This window comes from Haloferax prahovense (assembly GCF_000723845.1).
Classification (GTDB): domain Archaea; phylum Halobacteriota; class Halobacteria; order Halobacteriales; family Haloferacaceae; genus Haloferax; species Haloferax prahovense.
The window spans coordinates 1,298,243-1,313,949 of sequence record NZ_LK053000.1 but is presented as its reverse complement, the minus strand read 5'-3'; the positions used below and the strand labels follow the sequence as shown (position 1 = coordinate 1,313,949).

Here is a 15,707-nt window from a genome sequence, read left to right as displayed (position 1 = left end):
AATTTGATAATATGCTCGAAAGATACTCCTGTGATGCTCTGAAACGTGGCCTCTAATGTCACTTGGTATACTCTCACGCGTCCGCTCGTGGTTCGGCGAGGAGACTCCGTTACCGGACGGCGGAATCGTCGCCGGTTCCGCCACGGACGCGCCGGACTTGAACGTCGACGACGACGTACTGCTCGACGGCGTCGGCCTCCCGGCGTTCGTCCTCGACGAGCAGGGTCGCATCGCGGCGTGGAACGCCGGCGTCGAGTCGTTGACCGGCACGTCCGCGGACGCCGCGCTGGGCCGACGCGACCTCGGTGATGCCTTCTACGGCGACTCCGCGGCCAGCGTGCTCGCGGGGCAGGTCCTCGACAACCCCCGCGACGCGGCGGCGCTCGACGGCGTGGAACTCGACGACTCCGACCGCCTGCTCTACGCCGTAGAGGAGACGTTTGCGGACGTGAACGGCGACGACTGCCACGCCCGGCACACGGCGATGCCGCTCTACGAGGACGACGAGCTCGTCGGCGTCCTCCAGACCGTCCGCAACCGGACGACGGAAGTCGAGCGCCACCGCGAGGTTGCCGCGCTCGTCTCCGAGGTCGAATCGACGCTGACCCAGTTGAGCGGGGGCAACCTGGACGCGCGGGCGACGATAGACGAGAGCGGGGCCGTCGACGACCAGCTCTACCTCGTCGTCGACGCGGTCAACGAGACGGCGCGCAACCTCTCGACGCTGGCGTCGAACGTCGAAGACGAGACGGAGACGGCGACCGCGGCGGTCACGCGGGCCGCCTCGGCGGCCGACGCCATCGTCGACAACGTCGAGGAACAGCGCGACCTCCTCGACGAGGGCGCGACCCAGATGCAGCAGTTCAGCGCGACGATGGAGGAGGTCGCCGCGACCGCCGACGAGGTCGACACGGCGGCTACGGAGGCGCGGCAGGCGGCCGCCGAGGGCCGCGAGGCCAACAGCGAGGCGCGAGAGGCGACCGAGAGCGTCGTCACGATGGGCGACGAACTCGTCGACCGCGTGACCGAACTCGGCGGCCGCATGGACGACATCGAGGCGGTCGTTGAGGTCATCTCCGAGGTGGCCGAACAGACGAACCTGCTCGCGCTCAACGCGAACATCGAGGCCGCTCGCGCCGGCGAGGACGGCGACGGGTTCGCCGTCGTCGCGGAGGAGGTCAAGTCGCTCGCCGACGAGACGCGCCAGCACACCGAAGACATCACCGCGCAGATAGAGGACATCCAGTCGCAGACCGGCGAGGCGGTCCACGCGGCGACGGAGTCGAACGACCGCATCGAGCACGCCGACGACCGCATCTCCGAGATGCTGGCGGCGTTCGAGGAAATCGCCACCTCCATCGACACCGCCGCCGACGGCGTCGCGGAGGTCTCCCGCGCGACCGACGAGCAGGCCGAGGCGGTCGAGGAACTGACCGCGACCATCGAGGACGTGCGCGACCGGACCGTCGAGACCGAGGGCGCGGTCGACAGCATCGTCAGCGCGACCGACGAGAGCACGCAGGCGCTGTCGTCGCTCGCCATGGAAGTCGAGGAGCTGACGGGCAATAGCTCCTGAGTCGGGTTCCGAACGGCCGGCGTCGATGCCGGCACGCGTAAGGGAACCCCGTCCGAACCACGGGCCATGAGCGACGACGACACGACGCGGCTCTGGTTGGTCGAGCGGTCCTACGACGACCGGGACCTCATCATCCTCATCTACGCGACGCCGGACGGCGAGTACGAACTCCGGAAGGAGCTCGCCGCGGCCGTGATGCACCAGCGCCGGATGACCGTGACCGCCGCCATCGACGCGCCGACCGAGAACCTCGAACCAGTAAGTGACGACGACCTGCGCGAGCGGTACGCGACGGAGGCCACGAAGATGGCTGACTCCCACGAACCCGACGAAGAGGTCTGAGGCGGCCCCGCCGACCGTCGACGTCGACCGTCGATACCGGCCGTCGAAGCCGACCGAATCGCACGACTGCGGCGATGTAACCTCCTCCGTCTGACCCCCCGCTCCGCGCGGGAATGTTATCGCCCGTGATTTTTGCACCTAAAACCCTTTAACCCAGTACGACGCAGGCCCGCCCATGGCCGCCATCGAACTGAACGGGGTGACGAAACGGTTCGAAGACGACGAGGGACTGTTCGATTCTCTCCTCCCGTCGTCCGACGCCGACGGCGTCACCGCCGTCGACGACCTCACGTTTTCCGTTGCGGAGGGTGAGGTCTTCGGGTTCCTCGGTCCCAACGGTGCCGGAAAATCGACGACTATCAACATGCTTCTCGACTTCGTGCGCCCGACGAGCGGGTCCGTCCGCGTGCTCGGACACGACGCGCAGGCCGAGAGCGTGGCCGTCCGGCGTCGGACCGGCGTGCTCCCCGAAGGTTACGAGGTGTACGACCGGCTGACCGGGCGCGAACACGTCGAGTTCGCCATCGAGTCCAAGGAAGCCGACGACGACCCCGACGAACTGCTCTCCCGCGTCGGCCTCGACCCCGACGAGGCGGACCGCCGCGCCGGCGGCTACTCCAAGGGGATGTCCCAGCGCCTCGCGCTCGCGATGGCGCTCGCCGGGAGTCCCGACCTCCTCGTCCTCGACGAGCCATCCTCCGGTCTCGACCCCGCCGGCGCACGCGAGATGCGCGACATCGTCCGCACCGAGGCCGACCGCGGCGCGACGGTGTTCTTCTCCAGCCACGTCCTCGGACAGGTCGAGGCGGTCTGCGACCGCGTCGGCATCATGCGCGACGGCGAGCTCATCGCCGAGGACACCATCGAGGGGCTCCGTAGCCGAATCGAGACCGACTCGGTTCTCCGACTCGACGTCGACGGCGACGCAGACCTCGACGCTGTCCGCGCCCTCGACGGCGTCTCGTCGGTCGAATCGGACGGCGACCGCCTCGTCGTCGGCTGTACCGACGACGCGAAGACGCGCGTCATCGAAGCGGTTGAATCGAACGGTGCCACGGTGGCCGACTTCGAGACTGACTCCGCGTCGCTGGAGGACATCTTCCTCGCGTACACCGAGGGTGACGACTCGGCCGGCGAACCGGAGGTGACAGCATGACGCTCGAATCGGTCGCGCGCAAGGACTTCCGCGACGCCCTCCGGTCGCGGTGGCTCCTCGGCCTGACGCTGTTTTTCGCCCTCCTCATCGGCGGGTCGACGGCGCTGTTCTACGGCGTCCTGCTCTCTGGCGCGGGCGCGAACTCCGAGACGCTGTTCGGCCTCACCACCGCGCCGGGCGGGCTGTTCAACTTCTCCTACGCGGGCATGCTCGGGTTCGTCCTCGCGCTCATCGCGCTCGTAACGGCCCACGGCTCGCTCATCGACGAGCGCGAGTCGGGCACCATCAAGCTCCTGCTGTCGCTGCCGAACTCCCGGCGCGACGTGGTGTTCGGAAAGCTCGTCGGCCGCACGCTCGTCGTCATCATCTCGATGCTCGTCGGCTTCGTCGTCGCCCTCTTCGCGATGCTGTTCACCGGCGGGCAGGTCATGTTCGTCTCCTACGCGGGACAGGTCGCACTCTCGGGGCTTCTCGCCACGGCGTTCGTCTCCATCGGCGTCTGGCTCTCCGCGACCTCGGCGTCCCAGCGACAGGCGCTGTTCGGCACTGTCGGGCTGTACTTCATCTTCGCCGTCCTCTGGTCGACGGTCGCGACGGGCGTCCCGCGGCTCGTCAACTGGGTCATCGAGCAGCTCGGTCTCACCGCGCTGACCGCGCCCCAAGTCGTCCAGATGCGCCTTTTCATCAAGTACCTGAACCCGCTTCGGGCCTACGAGACGCTGGTCGCGGAGCTGTACGGCCCCGCGGTCGCCGCCCGCCTGTTCAAGGCCGGACTCGGCGAGCGACTCGCCATCGAGGCGACCTTCAGCGAGGCGCTTCCGTTCTACTTCACCGGGCCGTTCATCCTCGCTATCCTCCTCGCGTGGATCGTCGTCCCGCCGCTGCTCGGCTACCGCGCGTTCCAGAAGGCGGACCTCTGAAGCGGAGACGCGGACCGCCGAGGCGGTAACGACCGCTTTCGCGACTCCCCACCGACTGCCGACTATTCTGGCGGGTACGCCACGCCGCGCTCCGCGAGCAGTTCTTCGAAGTCGGCTTCCGTGAGCGTCGGCACGTCGTTCGCCTCGGCGTCGTCGCGCTTCGACTGGCCGGGGTTCTCGCCGACGACGAGGTAGTCGGTGTTGCCCGAGACGGAACCGGTGACGCTGCCGCCGTGGGATTCGACGAGGTCCTTCACGTCGCCCCTGCTCGCGGCGAGCGTCCCGGTCACGACGAACGTCAGGCCGTCGAGTTCGTCGCCGCCCGATTCGACGGGGTCGGGGTCGACGCCGCGGTCGAGGAGCGCGCGAATCACGGCGCGGTTGTCCGCGTTCTCGAAGAAGTCGCGGACGCGGCGCGCGACCGTCTCGCCCACGTCGGGCACCGTCGTCAGACGTTCTTCGAACGCGTCGAACTCGCTTTCGTCGGCGTCGGATTCGATGGGAAACGCCTCGATCGACCCGAACTCGCGGGCGAGACCGCGGGCGGTCGCCTCGCCGACTTCGGGGATGCTCAGGCCGACGAGGAACGAGTCGAGCGACGGGCTCGTCGAGTTCTCGACGGCGGCAACGAAGTTCTCGGCGCTCGTCTCGCCCCAGCCCGCTAACTCGGCGAGGTCGTCGACCGTCAGGCCGTACAGGTCGGCGACCGTCTCGACGAGGCCGGCGTCAACGAGCTGGGAGACGCGCTCCCCGCCGAGGCCGTCGATGTCCATCGCGCCCTTGACCGCGAAGTGGCCGATAGAGGCCTCCCGCTGGGCCGGACACGACAGTCCGCCCGAGCAGAACGCCAGCGGGCCGTCGCGGTCAACCGCGCTCCCGCAGACCGGGCACTCGTCGGGGAACTCGTAGCTTCCGCCGCCGTCCTCCGTGACTTCGACAACCTGCGGAATCACGTCGCCGGCGCGTTTGACGCGGACGTGGTCGCCGACCGCGACGCCGAGGGCGGCTATCTCGTCGGGGTTGTGGAGCGTCGCCCGCGAGACGGTGACGCCGCCCACGTCGACGGGGTCGAGGATGGCGACCGGCGTGAGCCGGCCTGTCCGCCCGACCTGCACGACGATGTCGCGGACGGTCGTCACCTCGTGGCGGGCGGGGAACTTGTAGGCGAACGCCCAGCGGACCGAGCGACTCTTTTCGCCCAAGCGCTCGCGGGCCTCCCGCGAGTCCACCTTGATGACCGTCCCGTCGATTTCGTAGTCGAGGTCGTCGCGGGCCGCCTGCATCCGGTTCCGGTAGTCGATGGCCCCCGCTACGTCCTCGGCGCGCTCGACCCGGTCGGCGACGCGGAGGCCCCACTCGCGCAGGCGGTCCAGCGCCGCCCACTGGCTGTCGGGTCGCGCGCTCGCGTCGAGGATGTCGTAGAAGAAGACCGCGAGCGGTCTGTCGGCGACGACCGAGGGGTCGAGGTTGCGGAGCGTCCCGGCGGCCGCGTTCCGGGGGTTGGCGAAGGCGTCCTCGCCGGCCTCGACGCGCCGGGCGTTGAGGTCGCTGAAGTCGGACTTCGGCATGTAAATCTCGCCGCGGACGGCGAGTCGGCCCGGGTGGTCTCCCCGGAGCGAGAGGGGAACGGTCGGAATCGTCTTCACCTGCGCGCTCACGTCGTCGCCGTGTCGGCCGTCGCCGCGAGTGGCCGCGCGGACGAACTCGCCGCCCTCGTAGACGACTTCGACCGAGAGGCCGTCGAACTTGGGTTCGCAGACGTAGTCGACCTCACCGACCTCGCGGCGGACGCGCTCGTCGAACTCCCGGAGGTCGTCGGCGTCGGTGCTCTGGTCGATAGAGAGCATGGGCGCGACGTGTTCGACCGTCTCCAGCGCGTCGATTGGCTCGCCGCCGACGCGGTCCGTCGGGCTGTTGGTCGTGTCGAGGTCGAACGCGCCTTCGAGCGCGACGAGTCGGGAGAACAGCGCGTCGTAGGCCGCGTCGGAGACGAGCGGGTCGGCCTCGACGTAGTACCGGTGGTCGTGTTCGCGGACGGCTTCGCGGAGGAGCGCGGCCTGTTCTTCGGCCGCTTCGCGCGAGAGCGACTCGGCGGGTTCGAACTCGGTCGGCGGGTCGCGGAGGTACGGGTTCGACTCAGCGTTGACGTCGGCGTCGCTCATTGGTTCGGGTGTCGGCCGGACGGCGGGTAAACGCTCCGGGGTGACGGCGAACGGTGACGTTCCGGCCGCGACGACTCCCGCCCGAACCGCGCCGCGTCACGCGAACAGGTAGGCGACTCCGAGCGCGGACGTGAAGACGCCGACGAACCGCGTGAGCGTCACGTTCCACTCGGCGGGTTCGACCTCGTCGTTGGAAGTCTTGCTCCCGATGGCGTCGACCCGCTCGCCGAGTTTCGACACGCGGGAGGGGAACGCCGCCGCCGGGAGGCCGACTGCGAGAAAGACGGCGGCGACGAGGAGGAAGTCTCCGGCCATGAAACCGGTCTTCGGTCTCGGGGAATAAGCGTGTTGGCGACGACGGCGGGCGAAGCCGGGGATGAGACTGTGCGCCGACGACTCGACTCCCGCCGACCGCTCACCTGCGGTTCACGACCATCTCGACCGACCCCTCGGGTCGGAGCGTAATCGAGGGGTCGAACGACAGGTCGTGGGTTGGGTCGACCGTCCACGACCGGGCAATCGTTGCCAGCGCGAGACGCGCTTCCAGCATGGCGAAGCGGTCGCCGATACACCGCCGCGGGCCGCCGCCGAACGGGAAGTAGGCGTACTTCGGGAGGTCGCGCTCGAACGCTTTCGTCCACCGACTCGGCCGGAAGTCGAGGGGGTCGTCGTAGAACCGCGGGTCGCGGTGGAGCACCCACTGCTGGACCGAGACGGTCTGGCCGGGTTCGACGCGATAGCCGCCGACTGTGTCGAGTTCGGCGGCCTCGCGGATGAGTTCCCACACCGGCGGATAGACCCGCATCCCCTCCTTGACGACCTGCTCGGTGTAGGTCAGGTCGTCGAGGTCGCCGAAGCCGGGGCGCTCGCCGTCGAGGACAGTGTCGAGTTCCTCGCGGAGCGTCGCCGCCTGCTCGGGGTTCGTCCCGAGGAGGTGGAGCGTGTAGGTGAGCGCCAGCGCGGTCGTCTCGTGGCCGGCGAGGAGGATGGTCACGAGTTCGTCGCGTATCTGCTCGTCCGGCAGGGGTTCGCCGTCGTCGTCGCGGAACGTCAACAGGAGCGAGACGACGTCGTTGGCCTCGGGGTCGGGGTCGTCGTCGCGGTGCTCGGTCACGATGCGGCCGACGACCTCGGTGAGGTCGTCCAGCGCCTGCTGATACCGACGGTTGCGCGGGGTGGGGACCCACCGGGGCACGTCCACCGGGCGCTTCAGCGAGGTCGACGAGTAGTCCATGACGGTTTCGAGGGCGTCGCCGACGGCGGACTCCTCCTCGCGGATGTCCACGTCGAACAGCGTCTTCGCGGCGATTTCGACAGTGAGGCTCATCATGTCCTCGTGGATGTCGCGCGTCTCGCCGTCTTCCCACGACGACAGCATGCGCTCCGTGTAGTCGACCATCACCTCGCTGTAGCGCCGGAGCATCTGCGGGAGGAACGCAGGCTGCATCAGGTGGCGTTGCTGTCGCCAGAACTCGCCTTCGCTCGTGAGCAGGCCGTCACCGAGGACCGTCCCGAGCGATTCCTGAAACAGCTCGCCTTTGATATACCGCTGGTTCTCCTGTACGAGGACGTGCTCGACGAGTTCGGGGTCGCTCAGCTGGTAAAACGAGATGCCGCCGATGTCGTACTCGGCGACCGGACCGTACTCGCGGGCGACCCCGGTGACGAACGCGAGCGGGTCGTCCGCGTACCGAAGGGTGTGGTGGACCACGGGCTTCGACGGGGGACTCGGCGGTCGTTCTCGACCGCCTTGCGTCGCTTCTGACATGGATGAAGCTACGGGCGGAACCGGGATGGCGCTACTGCCGATGCCGGCCGGCCCTTTATATGGTGGTCCACCAAGTCGGCGACGCGACGCCGGCGGCCGTCACCCGAGTCGATTCATCACGCGCGATTCGACCTTCCGGAGGTGTTCCGAGACGGTGCTCTGCGAGCAGCCGAGTTCGCCGGCGAGTTCCTCGACCGACACCCGACGCGGGATGTCGTAGTAGCCGCGCTCGACGGCGGTGTCGAGGACTTCGCGCTGGCGGGCGGTGAGGTCCGCGCGGACGCCGCCGCGGACCGGTTCGTAGTCCGAGAGGCCGTCCACGCAGAACGCGTCGGTGAGCGAGTCGGGCAGCGACGTGACCGCGCCCGAGAGCTGCGCGTGGCTCCCGAGGACGTTGACGACGACGCCCTCGCGGGTGAGCCGAATCGGCGTGTCGAGAAGCAGGTCGTGTTCGTCCACGAGTTCGAGGAGGCGGCGCACGTCGTCGTCGGGGACGAGATGAACGTGGCAGACGACACCGCCGTCGGCCGTCTCGCCCGCGTCGAAATCGACGATATCGGGGTGGTCGGCCAGCCGCGCCTCGACGTCCGGCGGCGCGTCTTCGAGGACGCAGAGTTCGACCACGGTTCCGTCGGGCCGGAGCCGTAGGTCGCGAAGCTCCCCGCACGGGTGTCGGCCGTCGACCGCGAACACGTCGTACGGGCTCCCGAACGGGTTCTCGTCGGCGTCGAAGTGGGCCCGGAGACACTTCATGCGTTATATCCTCCCTCGCGCCGCCGAGGTATGCAAGTTACTCTCCGGCGCGGGGCGTCTCGTTTCTCCCGGGCTCCCCTCCGAACTGGCCGCCGCTTTTCACCCCTAACCACGGGCAACGCTTGCCGTAACTGACGGTTATTCCTCTGTCGAAGATTATGCACCTCATACATGAACCGAGGCTTCCGCACGCTCGGCCTCCACGCCGGACAGGACCCGGACCCGGCGACAGGGGCCCGCGCCCCGCCACTCTATCAGACCACGTCGTACGTCTTCGACGACGCGGACCACGCCGCGGACCTGTACGCCCTCGAAGCCGACGGCGACGTCTACTCCCGCATCTCCAACCCGACGACCCGCATCCTCGAACGCCGCCTCGCCGCCCTCGAATCGGGCGTCGACGCGGTTGCCACCGCCTCCGGGATGGGCGCGCTCGACGCGCTCACGACCGTTCTCGCGTCGGTCGGCGACAACGTCGTCCTCTCGGAGGATATGTACGGCGGCACGGCCTCGTACTTCTCGAAGACCGCCGTCAGGCGCGGTATCGAATCCCGGACCGTCGAGACGCTCGACGTGGACGCTTACGAGGACGCCATCGACGAGGACACCGCCTTCGTCCACGTCGAGACGGTGGCGAACCCCTCGCTGAAGACGCCGGACTTCGAGGCCATCGCCGAGGTCGCCCACGAGAACCGCGTCCCGCTCGTCGTGGACAACACGTTCGCCACACCAGCACTCTGTCGGCCCATCGAACACGGCGCGGACATCGTCTGGGAGTCCACGACGAAGTGGCTCCACGGCTCCGGCACGACCGTCGGTGGCGTCGTCGTCGACGGCGGCACCTTCCCGTGGGACGCGGCCGACTACGACGAACTCTCCGGCGAGAACCCCGCCTTCGGCGTCGATTTCGTCGAGCGGTTCGGCGAGCGCGCCTTCGCCGAGGCCGTCCGCCAGCGCGCCGTCAGGAGCACCGGCAGTTGCCAGTCGCCGTTCGACGCCTGGCAGACGCTTCAGGGCGTCGAAACGCTCGCGCTCCGGATGCGCGCCCACTGCGAGAACGCCCGGCAGGTCGCCGAGTTCCTCCGCGACCGCGACGGCGTCGCGTGGGTCACCTACCCCGGCTTCGAGGACCACGAGACCCACGACCTCGCCTCGGAGTACCTGCAGGGCGGCTACGCCGGCATGGTCACCTTCGGCCTCGACGGCGCGGACGACGAGGCGGCCTACGGGGCCGCCAAGACCGTCTGCGAGTCGGTCGACCTCGTGAGCTTCCTCGCCAACATCGGCGACGCGAAGACGCTCCTCATCCACCCCGCGTCGACCACGCACGCCCAACTCTCGATGGACGAACAGCGCGCCGCGGGCGTCGCGCCCGACATGCTTCGACTGTCTGTCGGCATCGAGGACGCCGACGACATCATCGCCGACCTCGACCAGGCAATCGAACACGCCCTGCGTCAGCAGGCCGACGGGGGCCCGGAGGAGCCATGAGCCGCACGCGAACCACGCCCGGTCGCCGGGTCGAATCCGACGTGGTCGACATCGGCGAACACGAGTTCGAGTCGGGCGAGATACTGCCCGACCTGAAGGTCGCCTACGAGGCCTACGGCGAGTTCGACGGACAGAACGCGGTCCTCGTCTGTCACGGTCTCACCGGGAGCCAGCACGTCGCCGGCCACGGCACCGAGTCGGGCGTCTCCGGGCAGGCCCGCGCGTGGTGGGGCGACATCGTCGGGCCGGGCAAGGCGCTCGATACGAACGACTACTACGTCATCTGCGTGAACGTCCCGGGGTCGTGTTACGGCACGAGCGGCCCGGCGAGCGAGGGACCCGACGGCGAGCCGTGGGGGACCGACTTCCCGCCGGTCACCGTCCACGACTGGACCCGTGCCCAGCGCCGCCTGCTCGACCACCTCGGCGTCGGCCGCCTCCACGCCGTCGTCGGCGGCTCCGTCGGCGGCATGAACGCCCTCGACTGGGCCGTGCAGTTCCCCGACGACGTGGAGCGCCTCGCCGTCGTCGCCTCGGCGGCCCGCCTCGATTCGCAGTGTCTCGGCATCGACGCCGTCGCTCGCCGCGCCATCACCTCGGACCCGAACTGGAACGGCGGCGACTACTACGGCGAGGACAGCGCCACGCCCGACGCGGGCCTCGGACTCGCCCGCCAACTCGGCCACCTGATGTACCTCTCGAAGGACTCGATGGAGCGCAAGTTCGGCCGGCGCTCCGCGGGCCGCGGCGACCGCGGCGACGCCTTCCCGTCGGACCCCGCGGCCGCGTTCTTCCCGTACCGCGAGGTCGAGTCCTACCTCGACTACCAGGCCGAGAAGTTCGCCGAGCGCTTCGACGCCAACTCGTACCTGTACCTCACGCGCGCCATGGACGACTTCGACCTCTCGGAGGGCTACGAGTCCGACGCGGCTGCCCTCGCCGCCTTCGAGGGCGAGTCGCTCCTCGTCTCCTTCACCGGCGACTGGCACTTCACGACCGAGCAGTCGGAGTCGCTGGCGGGCGCGTTCCGCCGCGTCGACGTGCCGGTCGCCCACCACGTCGTCGAGTCCGACCACGGCCACGACGCCTTCCTCGTCGAACCAGAGAAGGTCGGGCCGCCGCTCGGCGACTTCGTCGACGAGGGCGTCGCGGGCCGCGCCGTGACCGACACCGCGACCGACGGCGGTGAACCCGACGAGGAGGAGGACTTCGCACCGGTCCACTCCTCGCTGTTCTCGCGCTGACGGTCTCTCCGTCGTTCCTGCTTCTCCCCGGCGGTTTTCCTCTTTCGCGTCGGTCCCACGTCGCAGAAGCCGGCGGGAATTGCGACCGACACCCCGCTTTACCCCCGTTCGATTCGACGTTCGGGTATGAGCGACGACGACAGCCCGGGCTTCCACACTCGGAGCCTCCACGCCGGACAGAGTCCCGATTCCGCGACGGGCGCGCGCGCCCCGCCGCTGTACCAGACCACCTCGTACGTCTTCGAAGACGCCGCCGACGCCGCCGCGCAGTTCGCCCTCGAAAAACCGGGGCACATCTACTCGCGGCTGATGAACCCCACCGTCGGGATGCTGCAGGAGCGCCTCGCGTCGCTCGAAGGCGGCGTGGGCGCGGTCGCGACCTCGTCCGGGATGGCCGCGTTCGACCTCGCTACCTTCCTGCTCGCCTCGGCCGGCGACAACATCGTCTCCGCGTCGTCGCTGTACGGCGGGACCTACACCTACCTCACCCACACCGTCGAGCGCCGCGGCGTCACGACCCGGTTCGTGGACACGCTCGACGTTGACGCCTACGAGGAAGCCATCGACGACGACACCGCGTTCGTCCACCTCGAAACCATCGGCAACCCGGCGCTCGTGACGCCGGACATCGAGGCCATCGCCGAGGTCGCCCACGACCACGGGACGCCGCTGTTCGTGGACAACACGTTCGCCACGCCGTACCTCTGTAACCCCATCGAGCACGGCGCGGACCTCGTCTGGCAGTCCACGACGAAGTGGATTCACGGGGCCGGCACGACCATCGGCGGCATCCTCATCGACGGCGGCACCTTCCCGTGGGACGAGTACGCCGACGACTACCCCGAAATCGCGAAGCCGAACCCGGCGTACCACGGCGTCAACTTCGACGAGACGTTCGGTCCCGCCGGCTTCACCTACGCCGGCATCGCCCGCGGCCTGCGCGACCTCGGCAACGCCCAGTCGCCGTTCGACGCGTGGCAGACGCTCGAAAAGCTCGAATCGCTCCCGCTTCGGATGCGCGCGCACTGCGAGAACGCGCAGGCCGTCGCGGAGTTCCTCGACGACCACGAGAAGGTGTCGTGGGTGAACTACCCCGGCCTCGAATCCCACGAGACCCACGAGGAGGCCTCGAAGTACCTGGAAGGCGGCTACGGCGGCATGATTACCTTCGGCCTCACCGACGGCTACGAGGCCGCCAAGGGCACCGTCAACAACGTCGAACTCGCGTCGCTCCTCGCCAACGTCGGCGACGCGAAGACGCTCGTCATCCACCCGTCGTCCACGACGCACCAGCAGCTCACGGAAGACGAACAGGCCGCCGCGGGCGTCACGCCCGACATGGTCCGCCTGTCGGTCGGCATCGAGGACGTCGACGACATCATCGACGACCTCGACCAGGCGATTCGCGCCGCGTCGAACTGAACTGAGCGCGCTCCCCTCGGGCGAGTCGTTCCCGGCCGCCGCGTCGGCGAACTGGCCGGCCACCGACCGCCGTTCCTTTTATTCCCGCGCCAGTAGGTAGCTCCGTGGTAGAAGCACTCCTCTTCGTCGGTCTCCTGGTGGCAGTGTTCGTCGGGTTCAACATCGGCGGCTCGTCCACGGGGGTCGCCTTCGGTCCCGCGGTCGGGAGCGGTGTGCTCGGGAAACTCGCCGCAGCGGCCCTGATGACGGGGTTCGCGCTCCTCGGCGGGTGGACGCTCGGGAGGGAGGTCGTCGCCAAGATGGGCGGCGAAATCGTCCCGCAAAGCGAGTTCACCCTCGCGGCGAGCGTCGCCGTCCTCTTTTTCGTCGGCCTCGCGCTGTTGGTCTCTAACACCTTCGGCGTCCCCGCCTCCACGTCGATGACGGCGGTCGGGGCCATCGCGGGTCTCGGCCTCGCCAACGGGTCGCTCGACTCCGGCGTGATGCTCGAAATCATCTCGTGGTGGATCGTCGCGCCCGTCATCGCCTTCTGGATCTGCGCGGTCATCGGTCGGTACATCTACCCGTATCTCGATGCGTGGCTCAAACTCGACCAGAGCCCCGGTGCCCTCGTCAGGCTCGACCGCGACGGCGGCGTTCCGCGACCGCGACTCGGGCCGAACACGACGTACCGCGAGTTCGGGAGCACCGTCCTCGTCGTCGTCGTCGCCTGTTACATGGCGTTCTCCGCGGGCGCGTCGAACGTCGCCAACGCGGTCGCCCCGCTCGTCGGCAACGGCGCGGTCGAGATGAACACGGGCATCCTCATCGCCGGCGGCGCCATCGGTCTCGGCGCGTTCACCATCGCCCGTCGGACGCTCGACACCGTCGGCAACGACCTCACGCAGTTGCCCATCCTCGCGGCGCTCATCGTCGAGACGGTGAGCGCGTCGCTCATCTCCTTCCTGTCGGCCATCGGTATCCCCGCCAGCCTCGCCGTGAGCGCGACGATGTGCATCGTCGGCCTCGGCTGGGGACGGGCGACCCGAACTGTCACTCTCGGCGAGGCCCTGAGCGGCGGCGAGGCCCCGCAGGTATCGGTCAATGCCCTCACCGTCGAACGCGAGGACGAGGTGCCGAAGATGGGCGAGGAAGCCCCCGACGAACTCTCCGCGCAGGACCTGTTCGACCCCGGCACGACCGGGCGGGTCATCTTCTTCTGGATGCTCACGCCCTCGCTTTCGGCCCTCGCGTCGTACGCGCTGTTCTCCGCTGGCGTTATCTGAAGCGTTCAATCGCCGCGTCTGTCAACCCGGGACTATCACGGTCAACAATGTAACAAACGGGCGGCCGCCGCCGCGGCGCGGGTCGAATTCGGCGCACGGAACAGCAAAGTCTAATGGGGTGGCCTTCGAATCCTCTGTCGATGCCCACGGTAACCTACCTCAACTACGAAGTTCTCGACGACAACGGCTGGGACCTCGACGACGACGACCTCTTCGAGCAGGCCGCGGACGCCGGTCTCGACGCCGAAGACTACGGTGAGATGGAAGTCAACCAGGGCGAGTACATCCTGGAAGCCGCCGAGGCCCAGGGCTACGACTGGCCCTTCAGCTGCCGCGCAGGTGCCTGTGCGAACTGTGCGTCCATCCTGAAGGAGGGCGAAATCGAGATGGACATGCAGCAGATTCTCTCCGACGAGGAGGTCAACGACAAGAACGTCCGTCTCACCTGCATCGGTTCGCCGGTCGAGGACGAGGTCAAGATCGTCTACAACGCGAAGCACCTCGACTACCTGCAGAACCGCGTCATCTAAGGCGCTATCCCGAACATTTCTTTCGACGCGTCGCACCCGTGACCGACGGGTACGCCGTTTCCGCCCCCGTCCGAGCCGAGAGGCCGACAGCGATTTGTCCCGCCGACCGGTCGCTCCACCCGTGTCGAGAGTCACGACCGTCGTCCGCGAACTCCGCCCCGACGATTCGCTCCCGAGCGAAGCGACCGAACTCGGTCGACTCGGGCTCTTTCTCGCCTGTCTCACGGTGGCGAGCGCGGCCAGCTACTGGGTCGCGCTCAGGCTCCGCGGCGTCCCGATAGTCGGCGCGCTCGCGTCGCCGAACGTCGCCGGCCTCGCGGTTCCGACGCTGGTCTACGCGCGCCATCGTGGCGTCTCGCTCTCGTTCGGGCCTCCCGAGCGCTCCCGACTCGGCGACGCGGCGGCGACGGCTCTCGCTCCCGCGCTCGCCGTCATCGCGGCGAGCGTCCTCTTTGCGGTCGGATTCGACGCCTCGCTCGCCGCGCTCCTCGGCTGGACGTACCATCCGGAGGCGTCGGTCGCGACGGCGGCGGTTCGGACCGCCGAAGACGCGGCACTCACCGGCCTCGGGTTCGGGATTCTCGTCGCGGCGGTGTTCGACCTCGCCTCGTCGCGGGTCGGACTCTCGTCCGCGCGCGCCGTCGCTACGACGGCCGCGCTCGCGACGTTCTTTCACTCGGTGCTTCGGGACGCCGCGTTCACGCTCGTCGTCTTCCCGAAGCCGTGGCGGGTCGGCGTCGTCTCGCTTCTCCTCGTCGCTACCGTCTGCGGCTGCGTCGCCGCCGGCGTGACGTACCGAGGCGTGGTCGAGCGGTCGATTCGACCCCTCTCGCGCCCGACACTCGCTCCCGCGTTCGCCTTCGGACTGTTCGCCGTGGCCGCGCTCGGAACCGTCTTCGCCGACGTTCCCGGCGGCGTCGAACACGCCCTGTGGTCGCTCGCGTTCGGCGTGGCGGCCCTCGGTTTCGGCCGCTCGAAGTCGGCGTGGGTTCCCGCGGCCACGATGGCGCTGTTCTCGCTTTCGATTCGGCTCGTCGGCTTCGTCGAACTCGCGTTGCTCTGACGCGTCGCCGGGTTC

The 15,707-nt window shown here is 68.8% G+C and carries 14 protein-coding genes; 10 read left to right on the top strand and 4 right to left on the bottom strand.

Going from position 1 to position 15,707, the window contains the following annotated elements:
* Positions 1 to 55 precede the first annotated feature (55 nt).
* From BN984_RS06480 to BN984_RS06465, 4 genes are all read left to right on the top strand, one after another.
* Positions 56 to 1,576, top strand: coding sequence for a methyl-accepting chemotaxis protein (locus BN984_RS06480; protein ID WP_049967903.1), 1,521 nt, complete (start codon positions 56 to 58; stop codon positions 1,574 to 1,576).
* A gap of 66 nt (positions 1,577 to 1,642) precedes the next feature.
* On the top strand, positions 1,643 to 1,918 hold the full coding sequence (locus tag BN984_RS06475; RefSeq protein WP_004974087.1) for a hypothetical protein: 276 nt from the start codon (positions 1,643 to 1,645) through the stop codon (positions 1,916 to 1,918).
* A gap of 175 nt (positions 1,919 to 2,093) precedes the next feature.
* Positions 2,094 to 3,074 (top strand): ABC transporter ATP-binding protein, encoded by a 981-nt coding sequence (locus tag BN984_RS06470; RefSeq protein ID WP_049967902.1) that lies wholly within the window; start codon positions 2,094 to 2,096, stop codon positions 3,072 to 3,074.
* Positions 3,071 to 3,994, top strand: coding sequence for an ABC transporter permease (locus tag BN984_RS06465; protein ID WP_008090922.1), 924 nt, complete (start codon positions 3,071 to 3,073; stop codon positions 3,992 to 3,994). Before BN984_RS06470 ends, BN984_RS06465 begins: the two co-directional genes overlap by 4 nt.
* A 62-nt stretch (positions 3,995 to 4,056) precedes the next feature.
* Here BN984_RS06465 and ligA read toward each other — a convergent pair whose 3' ends face one another.
* The 4 genes from ligA to BN984_RS06445 form a co-directional block, all read right to left on the bottom strand.
* Positions 4,057 to 6,156 (bottom strand): NAD-dependent DNA ligase LigA, encoded by a 2,100-nt coding sequence (gene ligA, locus BN984_RS06460; RefSeq protein WP_049967901.1) that lies wholly within the window; start codon positions 6,154 to 6,156, stop codon positions 4,057 to 4,059.
* A 96-nt stretch (positions 6,157 to 6,252) separates the two neighbouring features.
* A complete protein-coding gene (locus BN984_RS06455) occupies positions 6,253 to 6,471 on the bottom strand; it encodes a hypothetical protein (RefSeq protein WP_049967900.1) in 219 nt (72 codons plus the stop codon).
* 100 nt (positions 6,472 to 6,571) lie between these two features.
* A complete protein-coding gene (locus BN984_RS06450; protein ID WP_049913331.1) occupies positions 6,572 to 7,924 on the bottom strand; it encodes a cytochrome P450 in 1,353 nt (450 codons plus the stop codon).
* 99 nt (positions 7,925 to 8,023) lie between these two features.
* Positions 8,024 to 8,677 carry a helix-turn-helix domain-containing protein gene (locus tag BN984_RS06445; RefSeq protein WP_008090918.1) on the bottom strand — a complete coding sequence of 218 codons (654 nt, stop codon included), beginning with the start codon at positions 8,675 to 8,677 and terminating at the stop codon, positions 8,024 to 8,026.
* 171 nt (positions 8,678 to 8,848) lie between these two features.
* Here BN984_RS06445 and BN984_RS06440 point away from each other — a divergent pair, with 171 nt between their 5' ends.
* The 6 genes from BN984_RS06440 to BN984_RS06415 all read left to right on the top strand — a co-directional run bounded on the left by BN984_RS06440 (position 8,849) and on the right by BN984_RS06415 (position 15,692).
* Complete coding sequence (locus tag BN984_RS06440; protein ID WP_008090917.1) at positions 8,849 to 10,168, top strand: O-acetylhomoserine aminocarboxypropyltransferase/cysteine synthase family protein; 1,320 nt, start codon at positions 8,849 to 8,851, stop codon at positions 10,166 to 10,168.
* Positions 10,165 to 11,412 (top strand): homoserine O-acetyltransferase MetX, encoded by a 1,248-nt coding sequence (gene metX, locus BN984_RS06435; RefSeq protein WP_049967899.1) that lies wholly within the window; start codon positions 10,165 to 10,167, stop codon positions 11,410 to 11,412. The genes BN984_RS06440 and metX overlap by 4 nt, the downstream gene beginning before the upstream one ends.
* 126 nt (positions 11,413 to 11,538) lie before the next feature.
* Positions 11,539 to 12,834, top strand: a complete 1,296-nt coding sequence (locus BN984_RS06430) for an O-acetylhomoserine aminocarboxypropyltransferase/cysteine synthase family protein (RefSeq protein ID WP_008090914.1) — start codon at positions 11,539 to 11,541, stop codon at positions 12,832 to 12,834.
* A 143-nt stretch (positions 12,835 to 12,977) separates the two neighbouring features.
* Positions 12,978 to 14,099, top strand: a complete 1,122-nt coding sequence (locus BN984_RS06425; protein ID WP_181950705.1) for an inorganic phosphate transporter — start codon at positions 12,978 to 12,980, stop codon at positions 14,097 to 14,099.
* A 140-nt stretch (positions 14,100 to 14,239) separates the two neighbouring features.
* Positions 14,240 to 14,629, top strand: coding sequence for a ferredoxin Fer (gene fer / locus BN984_RS06420; RefSeq protein WP_004974109.1), 390 nt, complete (start codon positions 14,240 to 14,242; stop codon positions 14,627 to 14,629).
* Positions 14,630 to 14,750: 121 nt separating this feature from the next.
* A complete protein-coding gene (locus tag BN984_RS06415) occupies positions 14,751 to 15,692 on the top strand; it encodes a hypothetical protein (protein WP_049967897.1) in 942 nt (313 codons plus the stop codon).
* Positions 15,693 to 15,707 lie beyond the last annotated feature (15 nt).

What these genes read in the sequence shown, in the direction of transcription:
- BN984_RS06480 (WP_049967903.1), top strand. Translation starts at nt 56, where the DNA reads ATGTCACTTGGTATACTCTCACGCGTCCGCTCGTGGTTCGGCGAGGAG.
- BN984_RS06475 (WP_004974087.1), top strand. Translation starts at nt 1,643, where the DNA reads ATGAGCGACGACGACACGACGCGGCTCTGGTTGGTCGAGCGGTCCTAC.
- BN984_RS06470 (WP_049967902.1), top strand. Translation starts at nt 2,094, where the DNA reads ATGGCCGCCATCGAACTGAACGGGGTGACGAAACGGTTCGAAGACGAC.
- BN984_RS06465 (WP_008090922.1), top strand. Translation starts at nt 3,071, where the DNA reads ATGACGCTCGAATCGGTCGCGCGCAAGGACTTCCGCGACGCCCTCCGG.
- ligA (WP_049967901.1), bottom strand. Translation starts at nt 6,156, where the DNA reads ATGAGCGACGCCGACGTCAACGCTGAGTCGAACCCGTACCTCCGCGAC.
- BN984_RS06455 (WP_049967900.1), bottom strand. Translation starts at nt 6,471, where the DNA reads ATGGCCGGAGACTTCCTCCTCGTCGCCGCCGTCTTTCTCGCAGTCGGC.
- BN984_RS06450 (WP_049913331.1), bottom strand. Translation starts at nt 7,924, where the DNA reads ATGTCAGAAGCGACGCAAGGCGGTCGAGAACGACCGCCGAGTCCCCCG.
- BN984_RS06445 (WP_008090918.1), bottom strand. Translation starts at nt 8,677, where the DNA reads ATGAAGTGTCTCCGGGCCCACTTCGACGCCGACGAGAACCCGTTCGGG.
- BN984_RS06440 (WP_008090917.1), top strand. Translation starts at nt 8,849, where the DNA reads ATGAACCGAGGCTTCCGCACGCTCGGCCTCCACGCCGGACAGGACCCG.
- metX (WP_049967899.1), top strand. Translation starts at nt 10,165, where the DNA reads ATGAGCCGCACGCGAACCACGCCCGGTCGCCGGGTCGAATCCGACGTG.
- BN984_RS06430 (WP_008090914.1), top strand. Translation starts at nt 11,539, where the DNA reads ATGAGCGACGACGACAGCCCGGGCTTCCACACTCGGAGCCTCCACGCC.
- fer (WP_004974109.1), top strand. Translation starts at nt 14,240, where the DNA reads ATGCCCACGGTAACCTACCTCAACTACGAAGTTCTCGACGACAACGGC.